Raw genomic sequence first — 21884 nt, 5'->3', positions numbered from 1 at the left:
CGATGGTGACGACTCGGCCGCTGCGGCGGATCAGTTGGTCGTTCGCGGCCGACGGCGGGCATGCCGCGTGCCTGGCCACTCCCGGCGACGGCACGTGGCGGGTGGAGTCCTGGTCGTTGCGGCCGGGCCGGGCCGGTGGCGCGCTGCCGGTGGGCACCGGAGCCCCCGAGCGGCTGCACAGCCAGTTGCTCGCGCTGCCGGACGGCCGGGTGCTGGTCTGCCGACACCAGCCGGGGCGGCACGAGTTGGCCCTGCTGGAGGCAGACGACGCGGGCAGCGAACGGCACCTGGCCACGGTCCGGTTGCCGGGCCTGCGGTTGTTGCCCTATCCCGGCGCGGACGCGCTCGCACTCGCGCTCGGGGCGGACACGACCCCCTCGACCACGGTGTGGCTGGTCCGCGAGGACGGCCGGTTGGATCCCGCTGCGGAGCTGTCGGCGCTGTACAGCGGTGGGGTCTGGTTGGACCCGGACGGGCGGCGGCTCGCTTTGGACGAGGTGCGGGGCGGCCGGATCAAGACCGTCGCACTCGATTTCGACACCGCCACGGTGCGGCCCTTCCTGGAGTTGACCGAGGAGAGCAACGACCGGTTGTTGCTCGCCGATCCGGTCGGCGGTCTGCTGGTGATCGCCAGCGACGCGCCGGGCGCCGATCGGCTCGGTTGGATCCGACTGCCCGCCGATCGTGGGCAGTTGCCGGGCCGGGTGCGCTTTCCCGAACTGGTACATCCGGCCGACGCGCAGGTGCGGCCGATCGCGATCGCGCCGGACGGCCGCCGGGTGGCACTCCAGCTGGACCGCGGCGCGATCTCCCGGTTGGCGGTGTGGACCCCCGAGGACGGCACGCTGGTGGAGGCGGCCACCCCGGACGGTTGTCTGGGCGCGGTCGGCCGCTGGACCGAACAGGGCTTGCGCATCCCGTACTCCGCGCCGGACCGGCCCAGTTGCCTGGCCCGAATCGACCCGGAGCAGCCCGGGTCGTGGCGCCAGGACGGCGAGCCGGGTCCGTTCATCGGGTTCGACGACGCGGCCCGCCCGGTGTGGCGCCCGGCCCACCTGGAGTTGCTGGTCGGCGGCGCCGGCCCGATCGAGTCGATCGTGTACGGCGGCCCCGACTGGCGCAGCGCGCACCATGTCCTGCTCGCCCTGCACGGGGGCCCGGCGGCGGCCTGGCGCTTCGAATTCGACCCGCTCCTGCAACAGCTCGCGGCGGCGGGCATCGCGGTGGTGGCGCCCAATCAACGCGGCAGCACCGGCTACGGCGCACGCTTCGCCCGCGAGTTGCACGGCGCGTGGGGCGGCCCGGATCTCGCCGACGTGACCGCGATCGGGCGCACGATGGGCGCCGAGCGGGCCGCGTTCGGGCTCGCCCCGCCGGCCCTGTTCGGGGTCAGCTACGGCGCCTACCTGGCCCTGCTGGCCGCGTCGTTCGCACCGAACGTGTGGTCGAGGTGTCTGGCGGTGGCGCCGTTCCTGTCCGGGCCGAGACTGATCGCCGAGGCCTCGTTGCCGATCCGCGCGCTGATGACCCGGCTCGGTGGCGACACCGAGTACGCCGACGAGCAGGGCCCGCGCGACGTGGTCGCGGTGTGCGAACGCATCGCCGTACCGCTGCTGTTCGTGCACGGCGACCGGGACGACACCATCCCGGTCGGCCAGTCCCGGACCCTGCGCCACACCCTTCTCGGGCGCGGCCGGGTCGAGGGCACCGATTTTCGCTACCTGGAGCTTCCCGGTCTGGGCCACGAGGTCCTGACCGGGGATGGGGCACCCGATCTCCACGCGCGCCTGACCGGTTTCCTGCAAACCGGCCGGGTGTGACGACAGGGGGGAACCGCCCCGCAACACCCGTCCCGGGCAACCGCCCGCGACGGCAGCACCGTCCCGAAGGAGATCCACCATGGAGCACATCGAGACCGACCTCGCGGCCCTGCAGCAGCTCCCCGAGACCGAGTCGGTCGAGCTGGGCGGGCACGGCGGCAACGGGTGCCAGTTCACCTGCCTGCTGGTCACCTGCCTGATCTTCACGATCAGCTAGTTCCGGCGCCGCACGTCCGGCCGATCGGCCGGTGGGCGCGTCGACGGACGGATGTCCGCCCCGGCGGGCCGCTGTTCGTCGCGGTGGGCCATTGCCCGGGTGAGCCGTTGTCCACTTCGGTGGGCGGTTGTTCACCTCGGTGCACGGGTGGTCGACCCGGTAAGCACGAACCCGGGACCGGGAGTTCCTGCCGGAATCAGGAGCTCCCGGTCGCGGGCCGATCCTCAGCATGACAATCGCGGACGGTTCCCGGGAGGCGGCGCGCCGCCTCCGCCCGTACCGCCTTCTTCGTACTGCTCCTATTCGTACCGCGTTCTTCGTCGTACTTCGTACTTCCTTCTTCCTTCTTTGCTTCGTCGCGGCCGGAATCCCTCGTCGTCGCGACGGTGAGCCTTCTTCGTCGCAACGGGGATCCCTCTTCGTCGCGACGGCGCCGTCCGGGCGCCGCCCCGTTCGACGGTCCGCGCATCCGAGGAGTCACGCTGTGGCCGATGTCCCGATAGCCACGCAGGCCGCCGCCCCGACCCGGGTGGATCGCACCGGCACGGGCTTGCGGGCCGCATTGCGGACCGCGCCCGGGCCGACCCTCACGCTCGCCCTGGCCGTCCCGGCCGGTTCGATCGCCGCGCTGTCGTTGCCCGCGGCCGTGGCCGGTTCGGTGGACGCGGTGGTGCGCGGCGACTCCGCGTCGGGGCCGACCCTGCGGCTGGTGGCCGTGCTCGTACTGGGGCTGCTCGCCGGTCTGGCGACGGAGGTGGCCGGGCCGGGGCTGGCCGCCGAGTTGACCGCGCGGTTGCGCCGGCGGCTGGCGGTACGGGTCACCGATCTGGGCACCGGGGCGCGGAATCCTTTTGCCGCCGGCGACGTCACCTCCCGGCTGGTCGGCGCGGCACCGGACGCGGCCGGTCTGGTCCCGGCGCTGCTGGGCACCCTCGGCGCGCTGGTCACCTCGATCGGCGGGATCGTCGCGTTGGCGCTGATCGATCCGTGGCTCGCGGTCGGCTTCCTCGGCGGGCTGCTGCCGGGCCTGTTGGTGGTGCGGCTGTTCATGACCCGTGCGACCGACCTGTTCACCCGCTATCAGGTGGTGCAGAGCGGGCTGGCCGCGCGGTTGACCGACGCGCTGGCGGGGGCCCGTACGATCCGGGCCTGCGGTACGCGAGATCGCGAGATCGCCCGGATCCTCGCCCCGCTGCCCGAGTTGTCGGCGGCGGGGCACGGCCTGTGGCGGGCCCAACGGAACGCTGTGGCCCAGGTGTTGCTGCTCGCTCCGATGGTCGAGTCGACCGTCCTGTCGACCGCGGGATGGCTGCTCGCGGAGGGCCGGATCCCGCCCGGTCAACTGGTCGCGGCGGCCGGGTACGCGGCGCTCGGGCTGGGCTTCCTGGAGCAGGTCGAGGCGCTGGTCGGGGTCGCCCACGCGCGAGCCGGGCGGGCCCGGGCGGCACAGCTGCTCGCGGTCGAGCCGGCCGGGTTCGGGACGGCACGCACCCTGCCGCCGGGGCGCGGCGAGTTGACCTTCCGGCAGGTGTGCGTACGGGTGCCGGAGCCCGGTCGGGATGCGCACCGGGTGGTCTTGGACGGGATCGACCTGACGGTGCCGGCGGGTGCGTGTGTGGCGCTGGTCGGGGCCTCCGGCTCGGGCAAGTCGACGTTGGCCGCACTGGCCGGGCGGTTGCGCGAACCGGACGAGGGCGAGGTGCTCCTGGACGGGCTGCCGGTGAGCCGATTGGCCCGCGGCGAGTTGCGCCGCGGCGTCGCCTACGCGTTCCCCCGGCCGGTACTGGTGGGTGCGGACCTGGCGGGGGCCCTCGCGTACGGGCGGCCCGGGGCGAGTGCGCAGACGGTCACCCGGGCGGCCGAGATGGCGTTCGCGGACGACTTCGTCCGCCGGTTGCCGGCCGGCTACGCGACCCGTACCGAGGGTCTCGCGCTGTCCGGCGGTGAGGTGCAACGGCTCGGCTTGGCCCGGGCGTTGGTGCAGGACGCGCGGGTGCTGGTGCTGGACGACGCGACCAGCGGGCTGGACACGGTCACCGAGCACCGCATCCACGAGGCGTTCCGCACCGGCCTCGCGGGCCGCACCCGATTGGTCGTCGCCCACCGCGCCGCCGCGGCGGCCGACGCGGACTTCGTGGTCTGGCTGGACGCCGGCCGCATCAGGGCCGTCGGCCCCCATGCGGACCTGTGGAGCGACCCGGCCTACCGCACGGTGTTCACCACGACCGACCCGGCCCCGGGAGCGGGCCGATGAGGGGCACGGCGGCATGAGGCACGGCGGCATTGGGGGCAAGGCGGCATGAGCGAACCGCTCGACGAGCGCCCGGCCGACGACGCGGCACGGGACGAGGCGACTGCGTGGCCGTTGCCCGGGGCGGCGGGAGGGGGCACCGAGGGCCCGGCCGCCGGGGCCGATGCGTGGCCGCTGCGCGGGACGGTGGGCAGGGACGCCGCGGACGCGGGCGACGGGGCACGGGATGCCGGGGGCGAGCAGCCGACCACCCCGGCAGCGGGCCCGGGCGTCGCGCGCCGCCGTGGCGACGAGGCGCCGAATGCCGCGACCGGTCGGCCGACCAGACACACGACGGCGGGCCCGGGCGCTGGATGCGGTGGCGACGGGGCACGGGATGCCGGGGGCGAGCAGCCGACCATGCGGGCAACGGCGGCAGAGGACGGTGCGTGGGCGGTGCCGAGCGAGGCGCCGGGTGGCGCGGCGGCGGTAGGCGGAGCCGCACAGGTGGGGGCCGCAGCGGAGCGGTCGGGGCCGGGGCGGGTCGCGGGAAGCGCCTCGGCCGAGCGGCCGGGGCGGGCTCCGGTGGAGGGACGCAGCGGCGAGTGGGCTTGGTGCTCGGCGGTGTCCGTCCACGCGACGCACGCACCGTTTCCCAGGGCCGGCCAACCGTCGCCGACCACGGCCACCGACGGGACGCCGCCCAACGGGCCGACCGGGATCGAAGGGGGAAGCCGGATGACCGACGACGGACCACGGCACGCGTCCCGCGCGGACGACCGGGCACACGACGATGGTGCGCACGGCTCGGACCGAGAGCGGGATACGGCACACGCGCAGGCGGCGGCGGACGCCCCAGCGCCGGCCGCGCCCCCCGATCGGAACGCACGGCGGTGGCGCCCCCGGAACCCGTGGGGACGCTCCGGCCGACGACAGGTGACGCGGGCGAGCGAGGCTCCGGACGCCGGCAACGACTCCCCACCCGATTCCGGCACCGATACCCCTGCCCGTGGTGAGCGGCGACCGGTGCCACGGGCGGACATGGACCCGGAGACGGGTGGTACCCCGCCGCACGATCCCGAGGACGCCGGCAGTACGGCGGAGGGCCCCGACACGCGGTTGCGGCGGCACGTGGCGTGGGCTCGTACGGTCCCGGAGACGGACGAGGATTCGCCCTGCGACCCAGAGACCACCCGTCGCGCCGCAGAGACGCCCGGCCGCGTCGGGCGGCGGCGCGTGCTGTGGGCAGGCACCCGCCCGGAAGCGACGGAGGATTCGCCCGGCGCCTCCGAGAAAACCCATGGCGCAGCGGAAGCGCCCGGCCGAGGCGGGCGGCGGCGTGTGCTGTGGGTCGGCACGAAGGTGGATCCCGATGGCGGGCCCATGCCAGTCCGGGAGACCGCAGGCGAGACCGTCACACCGCCCGGCAAGGGTGGGCAGTGGCGCGTGGCACGACCCGGCGCAGACGCCTCACCCACCGAGGACGTCGCCGACACGATGGAGGCCCCCGGCCGGGGAAGGCGGCGGCGTCTGGTGTGGGCCGGCACCGACCCGAGCCTCGACGGCGGCTCCCCGCACAGCCGCGAGGATGCCGGTGACGCCGGCGAGGCGCCCGGCAAGAGTGGGCGCCGGCACGTGGCAAGGCAAGGGACGGGACCGGAGCCGGACGGGGCCTGCCACGCGGCCCTCGCCGGCCCGACTCTCCCCGGCGTACCGGCCACGCCGGTTCCCACCGACGGGGCGTCGGATCGGTCGCCCTCCGGCGCACCCGTGCCCGACCCGACCCCGCCCGGCGTGCCGGCGACATCGACCCTCGGCGACCGGTCGTCGGGTCCGCCCTCCACGGCGATTCGGTTCGTGGAGGCGGTCGGTTCGGCGCCGACGGATGGGGCCGGGAGGACGGGCCGGGCGCCCACTCGGCATCGGCAACGGGCTGTGGGCGGGGGCAAGGGTGCTCGCGGGGCCGGCGCGGCCCGGGGGTTGCGTGGGCGGCCACGGGCAGCGGGCGTTGACGACACCGACGGGGCGGGGGCGGGGCGCTTCGCCGACGATCCCTCCGCCGTGCCGCGCCGGCGGCGGCACAGTGCCGGGCCGTACGGGGGTGGCCTGCGGGCCGGACAGGCCCTGTTGGTCGGGCTGTTGCGCGAGCGGCGGGAGCCGTTGGTGCACGTGTTGGGGTGGTCGGTCGCGGAGGGGATTCCCGCGCTGCTGTCGGGTGCGTTGCTCGCCGCCGCGCTCGATCGCGGGTTCCTGGCGGGCCGGCTCGGCGTCGGATTCGTCCTGCTCGGCGTGCTCGCGTTGGCCATGCTGATCCGCGCCGCCGCCACGTACGCGATGTTCCCGCACCTCGCCGCCGTGGTGGAGCCGATCCGGGACACGCTGGTACGCCGGGTGGTGTCCGAGGCGGTGCTCGACGCGACCTCCGGGCGCCCGGACGCGGGGCGGCACGCGGAGGCGGCGGTGGCCCGGTTGACCGAGCAGGTCGAGAGTTGCCGCAATCTGACCGCGTCGCTGTTGCGCACACTGCGCCAACTCGGCGTGACGATCGTGGCCGCGCTGCTCGGCCTCGCCGTACTCGCGCCGCTTCTGCTGCCGCTCGTGTTGATCCCGTTGGGACTCGCCGCGTGGTTGTTCGTCCGCCTGTTGCCCCCGCTGGCCCGACGGCGGCGTGCATTGGTGCTGGCCGACGAGGAGATCGCCGCCCGCACCGGCCGGACCGTGGCCGGTCTGCGGGACGTGGTCGCGTGCGGAGCGCAGGACCGCGTGGTCGCCGAGCTCGGCACCGCCGTGGACGCCCAGGCACGCGCCGCCAAGCTGCTCGCCCGCGCCTCCTCGGTACGCCTGCTCGTGGTCGCCCTCGGCGGCCAACTCCCCCTGCTCGCCGTGCTGATCACGGCGCCCTGGTTGGTCCGGCGAGGCACCCTGAGCACCGGCGAGGTGGCGGGCGCCGCGCTCTACCTGGCCCAGCACCTGGAGCCCGCCGTGCGCGCCGCGACCGCGACCGTGGGCGGCTGGTTCCTGGAACTGCTCGTGGTCGCCGGCCGCCTGGCCCGGACGGGCACGGCCGACCCCGCACCGGTGCCCGCCGCCCGTACCGCGTCCGACGCGCTCGACCCACTCGACGCGTGCGACCCCGACGTCTACTCATCCACCAAGGACACGCCGAACCCGCCGAACACCTCCGGCGCGCCGCCCTGCCTGGTCCTGGACCGCGTCACCTTCGGCTACGGCCCGTTCGCCGAGCCGGTCGTGCGTGACCTGTCGATGACCATCGCCTCCGGATCACACCTGGCCGTGGTGGGCCCGAGCGGCATCGGCAAGTCCACCCTCGCCGCGCTCCTGGCCGGGCTGCTGCCTCCGGACCAGGGCACTGTCTCGCTCACCGGCATCCCGTTCGCCGACACCGCGCTCACCGGCCGACTCGGAACCGCCCCACCCCGCGGCACCGTCGCGGTGGTCCCGCAGGAGGCGTACGTCTTCGCCGGTTCCGTGCACGAGAACCTGGGCTACCTCGACCCGGACGTCACCCGCGCCGCGTTGGACCGCGCGGTGCGCCTGGTCGGCGCGGCCGAACTGGTCGCCCGACTCGGCGGCTACGACGCGCACATCGCCGACCCGGGCGCGTTGTCCGCCGGCGAGCGCCAACTGATCGCGCTGGCCCGCACGTACCTGTCCCCCGCGCGCTTCGTGGTCCTCGACGAAGCCACCTGCCACCTGGACCCGCCCACCGAGGCGCTGGCCGAGGCGGCGTTCGCCACCCGCGGGGGCGCGCTGGTGGTCATCGCGCACCGGATCGACTCGGCGCGGCGCGCGGACCGCATCCTGCTCATGGACGGCAATCGGCCGATCCTGGGCACGCACCTCGAACTGCTCGCCGAATCACCGCTGTACCGCGACCTGGTGGGCGCCTGGGAGCACCGCCCGAGCGACCCGGTCGGCTGGTTCGAGCGCAAGCCCGCCCGGGCCGACGCGGACACGCAGGACCTGGTCTGACCGACCGCGAACACACCGGACCCGAACCGAACCGACCGCGAACGCGCACGGACCCGATTCGAACCCGCCGTGGGGACGCGTGGACCGGGTCCGACCCGACCACGGACACGCACGGACCGGATCCGAACCCACCACGGGGACGCGCGGACCGGGTCCGACCCGACCACGGGCACGTACCGACCCGATCCGAACCCACCGCGAAGGCGCACGGACCGGATCCGACCGCCCCGCCCCGGCGCCTTCGCGTGGTCCGACTCACGCTCCGTCGAGGATCTCCGTGAAGCCGTACGGCTGATGCGGGCCGAAGAACAGCTGCTCGACCACGCCCACCCCGACGCGTCCGGCGCCGGTCAGTTCGGTCACCCGGATCACCTGCTGCTGGTGCTGGCGGTCGAACCGCAGTGGGTCCACCTTGTCCAACTCCCAGCTCTCGTAGCCGACCTCGAGCTCGCCCTGCCAGACCGCGTGACCCCACTCGGAGTGCAGGTAGCCCAGCCCCGCGAGCAGCCCGCGGGTGCCGATCGGCTCGATCCGGTACGCGAACGGCTCGCCGGCGCCGTCGAGCATGTGGAACTCGCCGCCCTGGATCCGACGGGTGCCGGGGACCCAGGTGAGCGCGTGGTGATGCGGCGTCAACTTCTCGAACGCGGGCTCGTCCTCGGGCACCGGTACGGCCGCCGGGTCGGGCAGCGCGCCCAGCGGCGTCGCCGCGACCCGCTTGCCGTCCACGTGGTACATGCGCCCGTCCGCGCGCTCGAACGAGGCCCACAGGCTGACCTCGTCCGCCCAGTGGATCGGCGTCCACAGCCACAACATCGGGTTGAACGGCTTGGGCGCGCCGCCCTCGCGCTCACCGACCGGCCGCACCCCCCACGAGCGGTCCCGGGTGCCGAGTGTGGTCGCCGGGTCGATCTCCAGGACCCGACCGCCGGGCAGCGTCACCGTGCCCGACCACACGCCGAGTTGGGTCAGCCGGGTCGAGTCCATGATCACGTGGTGCCCGTTGCGGGTGGTGGTGCGCTCCTCCTCGATCGCGGCGGCGCGCGCGGTGAAGGTCAGGTCGCAGCCCAGCCCGTGCTCGTTCGGCTCGACGTACACCCGCAACACCTTCAGCGGCGTGCGCACCTCGATGCCGACCGGCCCTACGGTCAGGTCGAAGCGGTCCAGCGGTGCCCGGCGGGACGCGTGCAGGCTGTGCTGCACGCCGTCCACGCTGATCGTGAAGTGCGCGTCGGCGACGAAACGATTCGGGTAGAGGCCGTGCGAGAACGCGAAGTAGAACGCACCGTCGCGGTCGTAGCCGTTGAACCAGTAGCGGTCGTACGCGTTGCGGTCCGAGGTGGCGGGCGTGGCCACCGGCTCGGGGGTCTGGTGGATCGGGAAGTCGTCGGCGGAGGTCAGCACGGGGAACCCCTTCTTGGTGCGGTACGGGGTACGACCCCTCGTACCTGCGGCCGGCGGGCCGCGGCCCGATCACACGATCGGCAGGAGGTCCCTGCGCGGGCCGCGTCACGACACGTGTCAACGGTGCGGGCGAAAGGCGGGGCCGGAGGTGATCCGCCACCCCCGGCCCCGCGGATCGGGAATCAGCGCGGGTCGCGCTTGAGGAAGAGCAGGTCGTCGGCGGTGTAGCCGGCGCCCAGCTTCTTGTCCGCGTAGTGCGCCGAGAGCACCTGGTCCAGCTCGTCCGGCGTGAAGGTGGCCTGCTTCGAGTCGAACTTGGCCTGGAGCGTGGGACGTTCGATGACGGCGACGAAGCCGCCGTGCACCACGAACGCCTGACCGGTGACCTGCTCGGCAGCCGGGCTGGCCAGGTAGGCGACCAGCGGCGCGACGTGCTCGGGCGCCAGCGGGTCCATCTCGCCCTCGGCGATGTTGTTCGCGCTCTCGCCGAACACGTGCGTGGTCATGCTCGTCCGCGCCCGCGGGCAAATCACGTTGGCCCGCACGCCGTACTTGACCAGCGCGTTCGCGGTGGACATGGTCAGGCCCACGATCGCCGACTTGGCCGCGGCGTAGTTGGGCTGTCCGGCGGAGCCGGCCAGCCACGCCTCGGACGCGGTGTTGATCACCCGCGCGTACACCGCGCCGCCGGTCGCCTTGGACTTCTCCCGCCAGTACTTCGAGGCGTGGTGGGTGGTGTTGAAGTGGCCCTTGGCGTGCACCGCCAGGACCGAGTCCCACTCCTGCTCCGTCATCGAGAAGATCATCCGGTCGCGCAGGATGCCCGCGTTGTTGACCACGATGTCGATCGAGCCGAAGGTGTCGATCGCGAGCTGGATCAGCTTGCCGGCCGCGTCGAAGTCGGAGACGTCGCCGCGGTGCGCGGCGGCCTTGCCGCCGGCGGCGACGATCTCGGCGACGACGTCGTCGGCCGGGTTGGGGCTGCCCTCGGGGGCGAAGTCGTTGATCACGACGGCCGCGCCCTGCTTCGCGAGTTCGAGGGCTTCGGCGCGGCCGAGGCCACGGCCGGCGCCGGTGACTACGGCAACCTTGCCATCCAGCGACGTGGTCATGCGGATACTCCCGTGGGGTCGGTGGTTCTTGCTGCGGTCGCGTGTCGGTCGGCTTGGGAGTCGGTGTTCCCACCCGCCCACCCGTTGCGTCGGGTGGGCGGGCTGCGGGTTATTGCGCCGCGTGCCTTCCGGCTTTCGGGTGCTGCCCGGTCAGAGGGTGACGATGGTGCGGATCGACTCGCCGCTCTTCATCAGGTCGAACGCGTCGTTGATGTCGGCGAGGGCGAGGCGGTGGGTGATCATCGCCTCCAGGTCGAGCCGGCCGGCGCGCCACAACTTGGTGATCCGCTCGTACTCGGAGACGATGTCGCCGCCGCCGTAGATGCTGCCGATGATGCGCTTCTGGTCGAAGAACAGCTCGAACATGTTGAACGAGACGTTGTCGTCCATCGCGCCCGCGCCGACGATGATCACGTCGCCGCCGCGGCGGGTGAGGTCGTACGCGCTGCGGGCCGTGAACGACTTGCCGACCACCTCGAAGACGTAGTCGAAGCCCTGGCCGGCGGTCAGGTCGCGCTTGGCGTCCGCGGCCTGGTCCGGGGTGATCGCGTGGGTGGCGCCGAACTTCTTGGCCCACACGTGCTTGGACTCGGCCGGGTCGATGGCCACGATCTCGGCGGCACCGGCGGCGCGCAGACCCTGGATCACCGCGATGCCCACGCCGCCCGCGCCGATCACCGCGCAGGACGCGCCCGGCTCGATCCGCGCGCTGTTGAACACCGCGCCGACGCCGGTGGTGACGCCGCAGCCGATCAACGCCGCGATCTCGTACGGCACGTCGTCGGCGACCTTGACCGCACACGGGGCGGCGACCACGACCTCCTCGGCGAAGGTGCCGGTGCCGGTGAAGCCGTACGACGGGGTGCCGCCGAAGGTGAAGTTCTGGGTGCCGGCGTTCATGAACCCGGCCAGGCACAGGTTGGACTGGCCGCCGCGGCAGTAGTTGCACACGCCACAGGGCGGCGCCCAACAGATGATCACCCGGTCGCCGACCGCGACGGTGCTCACGCCGTCGCCGACCTCGACCACCTCGCCGGCACCCTCGTGACCGGGGACGAACGGCGCGGGCTGGGGCAGAACGCCGGTCATGGCGGACAGGTCCGAGTGGCACACGCCGGTCGCGTGCAGCTTGACCCGCACGCGTCCCGGGCCCATGCCCACGGCCTCGACGTCATCGCGGACGTCGAGCTTGTCCTGGCCGGTCTCGTGCAGAACCGCTGCGCGCATGGGGGGCTCCCTCGTCGTTCCTCGAACCAATACTTGGCCCGGTCAAGAACTATAACTTGTTCTCGTTTTGACTCAAGACCAATGACACAGTCAAGGTATCCGGCCCCACTGCGGGGCGAAAGGCATGGGGCTCCCCCAACGAAACCTCCCGGCTGTACGTCACATCACACGGCGGTGGGAACGGTGGGAGAGGGAGCACGGATGCGGAGAACGTCAGAGGACGACGGCGGAACGGCGCCGGCGCGGCTTTTGGCCGCGCGAGGCAGTGTGCTCGCGGGCTACGCGTACCTGCTGTCGTGACGACCGCCTACGGGAAGCCCGGTCAACCGGCGCCGGACAGCCCGCTGCTGATCGCCGAGACCGAAATCGAACCGCAGCTGATCGGCGCTACCGAACTCGGGCCGAACCAGACACGCCCCGGAGCTTCGCCCGACCGATGCCCCGGGCGCGACGCGGATGCGGCGGCACCCGCATCGCGCACGGGGCCGCCGTCAGGCGCTGTACTCCACCACCGTGTCGGACAGCACGATCGCGTCGTCGCGCTCCACGGCCGAGGTGTTGATCAGCAGCTTGCCGTCCTCTTCCCAGACCCGGATCCGCATGGTCTCGCCCGGGAAGAAGATGCCGGCGAACTTGGTGCGGTAGCGCTTGACCCGCGAGACGTCGCCGCCCAGCACGTTGTCCACGACGGCCTTCAGGGTCAGGCCGTACGAGCACAGGCCGTGCAGGATCGGGGTGTCGAAGCCGGCCGCCTCGGCGAAGTCCGGGTCGGCGTGCAGCGGGTTCCAGTCGCCGGACAGGCGGTACAGCAGCGCCTGGTCCGCGCTGGTGGGCACGTCGATGGTGTGGTCGGCGGGCCGCTCGGGCACGTCGATCTTCGTCACCGGACCGCGCTCGCCGCCGAAGCCGCCCTCGCCGCGCACGAAGATCTCGGCGCGGGAGTCGTACAGCCTGGTCCCGTCCTCGAGTTCGGCCGACGACTCCAGCACGATCACGGCAGCCTTGCCCTTGTCGTACACGTCCGCGACCCGGCTGGTGGCCTTGACGCCCTTGGCCTTGGCCGGGAGCGGGTTGTGTACGACGATCTCCTGGCCGCCGTGCAGCACCGCGCGCAGGTTGATGTCGATGCCGGGCAGGGCGGAGAGGCTGCCGCCGACCTTGGTGCCGGCCACCGTCGCGAACGTCGGCAGCACGTGCAGGTTCTTCTCGTACGTATAGCGCAGTTCGTCCGCGCCGGTGGCCGGGGTGCCCGCGCCCAGGCCCAGGTGGTAGAGGATCACGTCCTTGTTCGACCAGGCGATCTCACCCGTGCGGGGCTCGGCTCCGGTGGCCTTCGCGGCATCGATCGGCATGACGTCTCCTCTACTGTGACTGCGATTCGGTACTACGACGGCGCCGGCCGTGCCGGCGGCCCGCCAAAACTAGAACTCGTTCTTTTTACATGCAATGATCGGCCATTCGCCCGACCGAAGCCAGGGCCACCTCACCCGGGAGCCGTCATGACCGCCGCCGCAGCCCCCGACCCCACGGACGCCCTGGAGCCCATCGAGGCCCTCGATCCGCCGGTATCACCCGACGCGCTGCGCGAGTTGCGGCTGACCTGGACGCCGCAGCCGGAGCCGGACAGCGCCGGACGCGCGGCGCGGCACCGGTTGGCCGAGGCGACCCGCCGCCTGATCGAGGCGGTGAAGTCGGTCGATCCGAAGGATGCCGCGAGCACGCTGGAAAGCGTAGCTGACGATGTATCAGATTTGGCGGATCGCATCGCCGTACTGGCCCGTGTGGGCGACGGCACACCCACCTCACGCGATCTCGCGCTGCACGAACGCGGCCCCCTGATCGGCGCCGCGAACCCGTTGGCGCCGCCGATGCGGATCACCGGCGACGGGCCGCTGGTACGGGCGCATGCCACGTTCGGCGCCGCGTACGAGGGGCCGTACGGGCGCGTGCACGGCGGATATGTGGCCGCGGCCTTCGACGAGGTGATGGGCTGCGCACAGTCCGGCTCGGGAACGCTCGGGATGACCGGATGGCTGACCGTGCGGATGCGCCGGGCGACGCCGCTGTACACGCGCATCGACTACGAGGCGGGCGTCACGCGCATCGAAGGGCGCAAGGCGTGGGTGACCGCCCGGTCGTACGCCGACGGCATGCTGGTCGCGGACGCGGAGGCGCTGTTCATCCGCGTGGCGCGGGCCTGACACGGCGTCAGGGACGCACGGAGCGTGCGTCCCTGACGTGGTGTCACTTCACCGGGCCGGTTCGGCCGATCGGCGCGGTCGCTGTCGTGAATGCGAATGCGGGCGCGGGCGCAGGTGCCCTGGCCGGTGCCGTGGCGACTACTTGAGTGCGATCCGGTCGAACAGGATCAGGCCGTCCTCGAACAGCGACAGGCCCTCGATCTTGCTGTTCTTGCCCTGCACCGCCGCCGCGAAGGACTTCTCGTACGAGAAGAACGGGACGTCCTTGACGATCTCCGCCTGCACGCTCTGGTAGGCGGCCTTGCGGACCGCCTGGTCGTCGGTGTTACGAGCGTCGTCGAGCGCCTTGTCCACGACGGGGTTGTTCCACTTGGTGCGGTTCTCCGAGCCCTTGGAGTGGGTGAAGTTGTACAGCACCGGCTCCGGCTCGTCGAAGGTGATCACGAACTCCGAGGCCTGGAAGTCGTTGTTGATCATCACCTTCTGGATGTAGGCCGCGCCCTCCAGGAACTCGGTCTTCATCGTGATGTTCTTCATGCCGTTGATCTGGGTGAGCCAGTACTCGGCCGTCATCCGCGCGCTCGCACTGCTGTTGGTCGTGTAGGTGAAGCTCAGCGGCTTGCCCTCGGCGGCCAGTTCGTCGAGCAGCTTCTGTGCCTCGGGGCGGTTGTTGGTCGCGTACACCGCTGCCGGGTCGGCGAACGGCGACGCGGGCTGGAACCAGCTCTTGAGCGTCTGACCCGGCGAGCCCTGGATCGTCTGGTTGCGATCGTCGGGGTTCATGATCAACGCGAACGCGCGGCGGGCGCGCGGGTCGTTGAACGGCGGCTTGGAGGTGTCGAACATGGTCATGAAGCCGCCGCTCTTGGGGTCGAGCGTGACCGTCATGCCGTCCTTCCTGGCCTGCTCGGTCGACGGGAAGTGCGCCGTCGTCATCAGCTGGGCCTGGCCCGAGGCCAGCGCCGCCAGACGCTGCTTCTGATCCATCACCGGCTTGAAGATCAACTCCTTCAGCGCGGGCTTGCCCTGACCCCAGTACGAGCCGTTGCGCTCGAGCGTGAGCTGCGAGTCGCGCATCCACGTCTTGAGCTTGAACGGGCCCGCGCCGACCGGCTTCTGCGCGAACAGCTTGGGGTCGGCCTTGATCGCGGTGGGCGATCCGATGAAGGCGAGGTTGTGCGCGACCACCAGGTCGAAGTGGGCGTTCGGCGCGGGCAGCGTGACCTTGACGGTCTGCGCGTCGACCGCGTCGAACTTCATCCCCTTGACGGCGGTGAACTGCACCGACTTGTTCGCCGGGTCGGCGTGCCGCTCCCAGTTGAACTTGACCGCCTCGGCGTCGAGCGCGGTGCCGTCGGAGAACTTGACGTTGGGCCTGAGCTTGATCGTCCAGACCGAGTTGCCCTCGCCGGCGGTCGCGCTCTCGGCGATCTGCGGCTCGGCCTTTCCGGTCTTCGGGTTGATCCAGAAGAGCATGTCGAACACGGCCGCGGCCTGGTTGCCGCCGGTGAGGGAGGACACCGTGGTCATGATCGGGTCGATGCCCTTGGCCTCCTGGGTGATGAGCACCGTCATCGAGCCGGAGGCTCCGCTGCCGGAGTCGTCGTCGCCACCGCACGCGGTGGCGCCGAGCGTCAGGCCGACGAGGCCCGCCAGCACGCCGGAGCGGCGCAGCAGGCGGGTTTTGAAGGGTGTGGAGTTCACGGTTCGCACGGGACGCTCCTGCATTCGGGAAGCACAAGGCACGCCGTCCCGGGAGCGGGGTGGCGTCGTTTCCTTGATCCAGACGTGGATATACGGCCACGGTAAGGAGAAATCTGACGGTCCGTCAAATAACAATTCGGCACCGTCCGTGACGGTACCGCAGCCCCAATCCCCAATATCCACCGGCCGATGTGACTCTCCGTCAGGTTCCCTGACCCCGGTGGCCTATGACGCGATTTCGACCGACTCCGCCGGGCACTTCCGAAGCCACACCACGCAGAACCGGGCCGATTCACGCGCAATCCGAATCACGCGAACAGAGCCCGATCACGAAGACCACCCTCCCGCGCGCAGACACGGGTCGCGTTGCGGGAGCCGGATCGGACCGGGTGGGGTCGAGGCCGGGACGGAGGCCGGGGTGGGGCCGAGCCGGACCGGGTCGGGTTGGGTCGGATGGGGGCGGATCGGGACCGAGCCGAAGCCGACACCGACGCCGAGTGAGCCGAGGCCGGAGCCGGCCGGGGCCGAGGGGTTGGGGCCGGGATGGGCCCAGGGGCGGGTCACGCGTGGAGTGCCACGATCCGGCGCCCGGAAGCCGCGCACCTCACATACGGACAAGCACGAGTCCGGCAAGCGCGAGATCGGGCCGTGCCCACCTAAAGCGCCGATCCGCCACGACGCACCGAGCGAACGGCTGTCCAAGGCGCGACCGTAGGTCGGCGGGACGTCTCCGCGGTCGGTCACTGAAGCGCGCTTGCGCGTATCGCCGATCAGCGGCCGGCCAGCTCCGTGAGGCGTGCCCACGAGGCCGGGCTGACGGCTATCACCGGGGAATCGGCGATCTTGCTGTCCCTCACTCCGACGGCGGCACCCAAGGACGCGACCTCGACGCAGTTGTCGTTGTCCGTGTAGGGGGAAGTACGCCAACCCGGTGCGCTGCCACCTCGACCGCCGTGCATAGTTCTCGTCTCCGCTCGTCGATGCGTTCGAGCGTCGCCACGCACGGCAGGGCCGTTGTGGACAAGCGCTCGAAGACTGCCCGGAAGGACATCACATCATCGGGGGATTCCACCAGCACAGAGCCGGTCAGTTGTTCCAGCCACGCGACCGTCCGGCCGGGCGAGACCTCCAGGAGCAGACGCGGCGATGGCACCACGTACGCCGCGTCGAGTGGGAGAACCTGAACAGACACCTGAGGATGCTCCGACACGAGTGTCAACAGATGCCCCATCTGGTCGGCCAGCACCGCGAGTCCGCCGATCGGCTGATAGAACGCCGCCTCCGAGACGATGAACGACGCGGGTCGGCCCGATCGCATCAACCGTTCCGATCGTTGCATCCTGATGCGCACGCGCTCATAAGCCGCCGAGCTCTGGATCGTCGGGTTGCGCATCTGGATTGCCGACAACGCATAGGTCGGCGACTGGAGCAGTCCGGGGATCATCAACGTCTCGTACGACCGCAGTGAGATCGCGTTCATCTCCAACCGGATCAGTTGCCCCAACCGCTCCGGGATGTCGTCCAGCAGGTTGCGCCACTCGTCCCCTTCCTCCCGCGTGGCGGCACGCGCGCCGGAGGGGGCGAGCGCGGCTCTCTCGACGGAGTCGAGGTCGTACGGCGCGCTGAAACCGAGCGTCTCCAACGGAAGACCGAACATCGCGGTCAACACTCGGCGCGCATCGGGATGTGGCCAAGGCGGGCGGGCGGACTCCCACCGGCGCACTTGGCGTGGGGAGATGGAGACGCCGACGCCCTCCTCCCGAGCCACCCGCTCGTAAGCCTCGGCGAACGCCTCCTGCGAGTACCACTTGCGCTGGTGCCGGGCAGAGACGAACGCCGGGTTGCCCGGCCTGCTTGAGCGCTTCACGACACCCCCAAGGTGGTCACCGGACACACGCTGACGACCCCGATCGACACATTTGGTCGATTCGCGGGTCTTCAGCCGTGGCGGACCGTGGCGGTCTCCCCGTCGCCGATGGATCAGGGGCGAAGCGCCTTGAGGGTCAGCGCCACCAGGCTGTCCGCGTACTCCTCCGTGAGCGGGCCGGAGCGGAGCAGCCAGCGCTGGTACAGCGGGGCGTAGAGCAGTTCGAGAGCCAGGTCGAGGTCGACGTCGGCGGCGATCTGCCCGGCCCGCTGGGCGCTGCGCAGGCGTTCCTTCTTCGCCTCGTCGACGGGTGCGGCCATCTTCTCGTGGTAGAGCCTGGCGAGCTTGGGGTCGTTGATGATCTCGGCGTTGAGTGCGCGGATCGGACCCTCGAACGCGGGGTCGGCGAACTCGGCGACGGTCTCGCGCATCAGGAAGCGCAGATCCGTCTCGACGTCGCCCGTGTCGGGGAGCACGATGCCCTCCCCCGGGTCGCTCAGCGCCAGGAACGCCTCGAAGACGACCTCACCCTTGGAGCCCCACCACCGGTAGATGGTCTGCTTGCCGACACCCGCGCGCGCCGCGATGGCCTCGATCGTGAGCTTCGCGAAGCCCAACTCGGCAACCAACTCGCGGGCGGCGGTGAGAATCGCGCGGCGGGACTGCTCGCTGCGTCGGGACGGATTCGGCTTGGCGGCGGCACGGCCGGTGGCGGCCTCGGCGCCCGGACCCGAGCGGCGCGGCTCGGCACCGCCGTCCGTGTTGTCGATGGTCATGGTCACATCCTAGCCGACCCGCGAGACGAACCGTCTCGTATTGACATCGGCATCCGGGAGGTGCATGCTGGATCTCGAAGCGAGACGAACCGTCTCGTCTCGCGGATGTCACCGTTTCTTGCCCCCCGACTTCCGAGGAGTTGTCGCTCATGTTCCGCACCCCGGCCGCAGCCGCACCGATCACCGACCGCATCACCGACACGTTCTCCGTCCTCGACACCCGCCCCGCGACGCAAACCGGCCTGCGGATCACCGCCGACGCCGCCGACGCTGCGGCTGCCATCCGGCGCGCCGCTTCGCCCCCCGAGCCGCCCCGGCCACGTCACCGCCGCGAGGCGCGAATCGCCACCCCTCGCCCCGCGCGGACCGATCACCGCGCGGCGACCTCGTCCGGCTATCGGCCGAGGTAGGCCCCCTCCCCAAGCGCCCCTCCCGAGAACGCCGCGAACCGCCCCACCCAGACCTGCCCCGAACCCTCCGCACCCCGAATCAGCCGACCTCTTCCGGCACCGCCGAAACAAAGGAGCCCACTCCCATGACCACCGCCACCGCTGCCGCTGCCGCTGCCGCCGACACCGCGACCGAAACGACCACCGCCCGCAACCCCACCGACCGCAACCCCCGCGTCTGGTTCATCACCGGTGCCTCGCGAGGCTTGGGGCGAGCCTTCACCGAGGCCGCACTCGCGGCGGGTGATCGGGTCGTCGGCGCCGCGCGGGATGTCGGGCCGCTCGCCGCCCTCGCCGCCGAGCACGGCGGCCGCTTCGTCCCCCTGCCCCTCGACGTCACCGATCGCGACGCGGTGTTCCGCTCCGTGGCCCGCGCCGTCACCGCCTTCGGCCGGCTCGACATCGTCGTCAACAACGCGGGCGCCAGTCTGATCGGCATGATCGAGGAGGCGACCGAGGAACAGGCCCGAGCGCACTTCGACGTCAACTTCTTCGGCGCACTGTGGGTGACCCAGGCCGTGCTCCCCTACCTGCGCGAGCAGGGCTCGGGGCACATCCTCCAGATCGGTTCGATGGGCTCCGCCGTCGGCTTCGCGTCCACGGGTCTGTACAGCGCGACCAAGGCCGCCCTCGACAGCGTGACCGGTGCCCTGGCGATGGAGGTGGCCGCCTTCGGGGTGCACGTGACCCTGGTCCAGCCCGGTGGCTACGAGACGGCGCTGTTCACCCGCGGCCTGACCATGACCACCGAGAACGAGGTGTACGCCCCGCTGCGCGCCGAACTGGCCGAGATGTGGGGCGAGTCGAAGGACGCCGACCCGGCCAAGGCGGCGGCCGTGCTGCTCGAGGTCGTCGATCTGCCCGACCCACCCCGCCGGATCATCCTGGGCGGCCTGGCCTTCGACATGGTCGCCGAACTCGACCGGGCACGCCGGGAGGAGTACACCCGATGGGAGGCCTTGAGCCGCGAGGGCGACTGAGGACCGGGCACATGCCGCGACGCAACGGATCCACCCGTCCGAAATTGGCTCCTGACGGCAGGCCACTTCGCCAGTACCGTCGGCGGCATGGGTTCAGAACGACGCGGTTTGCTCCTGGGTACGGCGGCCTATGTCATGTGGGGTCTCTTCCCGCTCTACTGGCCGCACGTCAAGCCGGCCGGCGCCGTCGAGATCCTCGCCCACCGGATGACCTGGTCACTGCTGTGCATGGTCGTCCTGCTCGCCGCGCTCCGGCAGTGGTCCTGGATCCGCGAGATCGTGCGCACGCCCGCCAGGTTGGCCACGGTCACGCTGGCCGCGGTGATGATCTCGATCAACTGGGGCGCCTACATCTACGGCGTGAACCACGACCAGGTCGTGGAGACCTCGTTGGGCTACTTCATCACGCCGTTGGTGCTCATCGGCATCGGTGTCGTGGTGCTCGGGGAGCGGTTGCGGGCGGTCCAGTGGACCGCCGTGGGGATGGGCGTCACGGCGGTGGTGGTGCTGATCGTCGCCTACGGCCGAGTCCCGTGGATCGCGCTGACCCTGGCCTCGTCGTTCGCGACGTACGGTTACATCAAGAAGCGGATGAACCTGCCCGCCACCCACTCGATGACGATCGAGACGGCCGTGATGTTCCTGCCCGCTCTGGGCTACCTGACCTGGTTGGCCTGGTCCGGCGAGGGCACGTTCGGGCACGAGGGCACGCCGCAGGCGCTGATGCTGATGACGGCGGGCCTGATCACGGTGGTCCCCATGCTGTGCTTCGCGGTGGCCGCGAACACGGTGCCGCTGAGCACGATCGGCATGCTTCAATACCTGGCCCCGATCATCCAGTTCGGGATCGGCGTCGCGGTCTATCACGAGCCGATGCCGGCCGCGCGGTGGGCGGGCTTCGCCCTGGTGTGGGCGGCGCTCGCGGTGCTCACCTACGACGCGATCCGCCAGTCCCGGCGCAATCGGGCCGCCGCGATACCGGCCGCGCGGGTGCCCGGGGCCGCGGTCACCGAGCCGGACTGCGAGATTCCCGGCACGGTCGTGCCCGAGCGGGAGGTGACCTCGTGAGCGTCGAACAGTTGCGCCTGGCGATCTACCGCGGCTTCGCCGAGACCGGGCGGGCGCTCTCCGACCCGGAGTTGGCCGCGACCCTGGGGGTCTCGGAGGCGACGGTGCGGGCGGGCTTGTGGGCCCTGCACGAGCGGCGGCACATCGTGCTGCGCGACGGCGCGATCGTGATGGCACACCCGTTCAGCGCGGTTCCACTGGGCTTCTCGGTGATGGGCCCACGCACGCTGTGGTGGGGCGGCTGCGCGTGGGACTCCTTCGCGATACCGCACCTGGTGGGCGAGGAGGTCCTGGTCGCGACCCGCTGCCCGGGCTGCGAGCAGCCCCTCGCCTGGAACGTGGGCACCGAACAACCGCCCAAGGGCGACGAGGTGGCGCACTTCCTGGTCCCGATCACCACACTGTGGGACGACGTGGTGCACGCGTGCGGGAATCAGCGGCTGTTCTGCGACGAGGGCTGTGTGGACGGCTGGCTCGCCCGCACGGGCCAGACCCGCGGTTGCGTCCTGGACCTCACGAAGTTGTGGCGCCTGGCCGAACACTGGTACGAGGGCCGCCTGAACCGCGGCTACGAACGTCGCGACCCGGCCTCGGCGGCGGCCTACTTCGCAGCGGTGGGCCTCGAAGGCCGCTTCTGGGGCCTGTAGAACACGCACGGTCGACGCCCCACCCCCACCACAGCACCACGCCAACGCCGCGCACCCCCACCGCACCCCACCCACCCGAGCCGATCGGCACCGTGTCGGGGCCGAGCGGGACGACACCGAGCGACATGGGTTCGGGGTCGGGTGAGACAGGGTGGAGCGGCCGCGACTTCGCCCAACTCCCCGGCCTGG

The 21884-nt window shown here is 71.7% G+C and carries 17 protein-coding genes; 9 read left to right on the top strand and 8 right to left on the bottom strand.

All coding sequences use genetic code 11. The features are described from left to right. Positions 1–2 precede the first annotated feature (2 nt). The 4 genes from ACFZBU_RS02450 (at position 3) to ACFZBU_RS02435 (ending at position 8260) form a co-directional block, all read left to right on the top strand. Positions 3–1820, top strand: a complete 1818-nt coding sequence (locus ACFZBU_RS02450; RefSeq protein WP_391581786.1) for an alpha/beta fold hydrolase — start codon at positions 3–5, stop codon at positions 1818–1820. A 79-nt stretch (positions 1821–1899) separates the two neighbouring features. Further along, entirely contained in the window at positions 1900–2037 is a 138-nt protein-coding gene (locus ACFZBU_RS02445) for a VenA family class IV lanthipeptide (protein ID WP_020549100.1), read from the top strand. A gap of 484 nt (positions 2038–2521) precedes the next feature. Then, positions 2522–4291, top strand: a complete 1770-nt coding sequence (locus ACFZBU_RS02440; RefSeq protein WP_391581582.1) for an ABC transporter ATP-binding protein — start codon at positions 2522–2524, stop codon at positions 4289–4291. Between the two features lie 2037 nt (positions 4292–6328). Beyond that, a complete protein-coding gene (locus ACFZBU_RS02435; protein ID WP_391581581.1) occupies positions 6329–8260 on the top strand; it encodes an ATP-binding cassette domain-containing protein in 1932 nt (643 codons plus the stop codon). Between the two features lie 255 nt (positions 8261–8515). Here the strand turns inward: ACFZBU_RS02435 and ACFZBU_RS02430 are convergent, their stop codons facing one another. From ACFZBU_RS02430 to ACFZBU_RS02415, 4 genes are all read right to left on the bottom strand, one after another. Further along, a complete protein-coding gene (locus ACFZBU_RS02430) occupies positions 8516–9664 on the bottom strand; it encodes a hypothetical protein (protein ID WP_391581579.1) in 1149 nt (382 codons plus the stop codon). Positions 9665–9846: 182 nt separating this feature from the next. Continuing rightward, a complete protein-coding gene (locus ACFZBU_RS02425) occupies positions 9847–10776 on the bottom strand; it encodes a 3-oxoacyl-ACP reductase (protein ID WP_391581577.1) in 930 nt (309 codons plus the stop codon). A 150-nt stretch (positions 10777–10926) separates the two neighbouring features. After that, positions 10927–12003 carry a Zn-dependent alcohol dehydrogenase gene (locus tag ACFZBU_RS02420; RefSeq protein ID WP_391581576.1) on the bottom strand — a complete coding sequence of 359 codons (1077 nt, stop codon included), beginning with the start codon at positions 12001–12003 and terminating at the stop codon, positions 10927–10929. A gap of 491 nt (positions 12004–12494) precedes the next feature. After that, the gene (locus ACFZBU_RS02415; protein WP_391581575.1) at positions 12495–13355 is read right to left on the bottom strand and encodes a MaoC/PaaZ C-terminal domain-containing protein; all 861 of its coding nucleotides are present in this window, start codon (positions 13353–13355) and stop codon (positions 12495–12497) included. A 147-nt stretch (positions 13356–13502) separates the two neighbouring features. On the opposite strand from ACFZBU_RS02415, the gene ACFZBU_RS02410 reads away from it, so the two are divergent. Then, positions 13503–14204 carry a PaaI family thioesterase gene (locus ACFZBU_RS02410; RefSeq protein WP_391581574.1) on the top strand — a complete coding sequence of 234 codons (702 nt, stop codon included), beginning with the start codon at positions 13503–13505 and terminating at the stop codon, positions 14202–14204. A 138-nt stretch (positions 14205–14342) separates the two neighbouring features. On the opposite strand, the gene ACFZBU_RS02405 is transcribed toward ACFZBU_RS02410, so the two are convergent. The 4 genes from ACFZBU_RS02405 to ACFZBU_RS02390 all read right to left on the bottom strand — a co-directional run bounded on the left by ACFZBU_RS02405 (position 14343) and on the right by ACFZBU_RS02390 (position 18551). After that, positions 14343–15908, bottom strand: a complete 1566-nt coding sequence (locus ACFZBU_RS02405) for an ABC transporter substrate-binding protein (protein ID WP_391581573.1) — start codon at positions 15906–15908, stop codon at positions 14343–14345. Between the two features lie 770 nt (positions 15909–16678). After that, positions 16679–16783 (bottom strand): DUF397 domain-containing protein, encoded by a 105-nt coding sequence (locus ACFZBU_RS02400; protein WP_391581572.1) that lies wholly within the window; start codon positions 16781–16783, stop codon positions 16679–16681. Then, a complete protein-coding gene (locus ACFZBU_RS02395) occupies positions 16762–17775 on the bottom strand; it encodes a DUF5753 domain-containing protein (protein ID WP_391581571.1) in 1014 nt (337 codons plus the stop codon). The genes ACFZBU_RS02400 and ACFZBU_RS02395 overlap by 22 nt, the downstream gene beginning before the upstream one ends. Before the next feature lie 113 nt (positions 17776–17888). Next, positions 17889–18551 (bottom strand): TetR/AcrR family transcriptional regulator, encoded by a 663-nt coding sequence (locus ACFZBU_RS02390; RefSeq protein WP_391581570.1) that lies wholly within the window; start codon positions 18549–18551, stop codon positions 17889–17891. 149 nt (positions 18552–18700) lie between these two features. On the opposite strand from ACFZBU_RS02390, the gene ACFZBU_RS02385 reads away from it, so the two are divergent. The 4 genes from ACFZBU_RS02385 to merB all read left to right on the top strand — a co-directional run bounded on the left by ACFZBU_RS02385 (position 18701) and on the right by merB (position 21695). Then, positions 18701–18961 (top strand): hypothetical protein, encoded by a 261-nt coding sequence (locus tag ACFZBU_RS02385; RefSeq protein ID WP_391581569.1) that lies wholly within the window; start codon positions 18701–18703, stop codon positions 18959–18961. Positions 18962–19086: 125 nt separating this feature from the next. Next, positions 19087–19980 carry an SDR family NAD(P)-dependent oxidoreductase gene (locus ACFZBU_RS02380; RefSeq protein WP_391581568.1) on the top strand — a complete coding sequence of 298 codons (894 nt, stop codon included), beginning with the start codon at positions 19087–19089 and terminating at the stop codon, positions 19978–19980. Between the two features lie 87 nt (positions 19981–20067). Continuing rightward, positions 20068–21048 carry an EamA family transporter RarD gene (rarD, locus tag ACFZBU_RS02375; RefSeq protein ID WP_391581567.1) on the top strand — a complete coding sequence of 327 codons (981 nt, stop codon included), beginning with the start codon at positions 20068–20070 and terminating at the stop codon, positions 21046–21048. Beyond that, positions 21045–21695, top strand: coding sequence for an organomercurial lyase (merB, locus tag ACFZBU_RS02370; protein ID WP_391581566.1), 651 nt, complete (start codon positions 21045–21047; stop codon positions 21693–21695). The genes rarD and merB overlap by 4 nt, the downstream gene beginning before the upstream one ends. Positions 21696–21884: the final 189 nt, after the last annotated feature.

The organism is Embleya sp. NPDC008237 (assembly GCF_042956465.1).
Taxonomy (GTDB): domain Bacteria; phylum Actinomycetota; class Actinomycetes; order Streptomycetales; family Streptomycetaceae; genus Embleya.
Note: the sequence above shows the minus strand (reverse complement) of the source record. Positions and strands in the feature narration are given on the sequence as shown.

Excerpts from the sequence above, each read along its gene's own strand:
- ACFZBU_RS02450 (WP_391581786.1), top strand. The coding sequence starts at position 3 with ATGGTGACGACTCGGCCGCTGCGGCGGATCAGTTGGTCGTTCGCGGCC.
- ACFZBU_RS02445 (WP_020549100.1), top strand. The coding sequence starts at position 1,900 with ATGGAGCACATCGAGACCGACCTCGCGGCCCTGCAGCAGCTCCCCGAG.
- ACFZBU_RS02425 (WP_391581577.1), bottom strand. The coding sequence starts at position 10,776 with ATGACCACGTCGCTGGATGGCAAGGTTGCCGTAGTCACCGGCGCCGGC.
- ACFZBU_RS02420 (WP_391581576.1), bottom strand. The coding sequence starts at position 12,003 with ATGCGCGCAGCGGTTCTGCACGAGACCGGCCAGGACAAGCTCGACGTC.
- ACFZBU_RS02415 (WP_391581575.1), bottom strand. The coding sequence starts at position 13,355 with ATGCCGATCGATGCCGCGAAGGCCACCGGAGCCGAGCCCCGCACGGGT.
- ACFZBU_RS02410 (WP_391581574.1), top strand. The coding sequence starts at position 13,503 with ATGACCGCCGCCGCAGCCCCCGACCCCACGGACGCCCTGGAGCCCATC.
- ACFZBU_RS02390 (WP_391581570.1), bottom strand. The coding sequence starts at position 18,551 with ATGACCATCGACAACACGGACGGCGGTGCCGAGCCGCGCCGCTCGGGT.
- ACFZBU_RS02385 (WP_391581569.1), top strand. The coding sequence starts at position 18,701 with ATGTTCCGCACCCCGGCCGCAGCCGCACCGATCACCGACCGCATCACC.
- ACFZBU_RS02380 (WP_391581568.1), top strand. The coding sequence starts at position 19,087 with ATGACCACCGCCACCGCTGCCGCTGCCGCTGCCGCCGACACCGCGACC.
- rarD (WP_391581567.1), top strand. The coding sequence starts at position 20,068 with ATGGGTTCAGAACGACGCGGTTTGCTCCTGGGTACGGCGGCCTATGTC.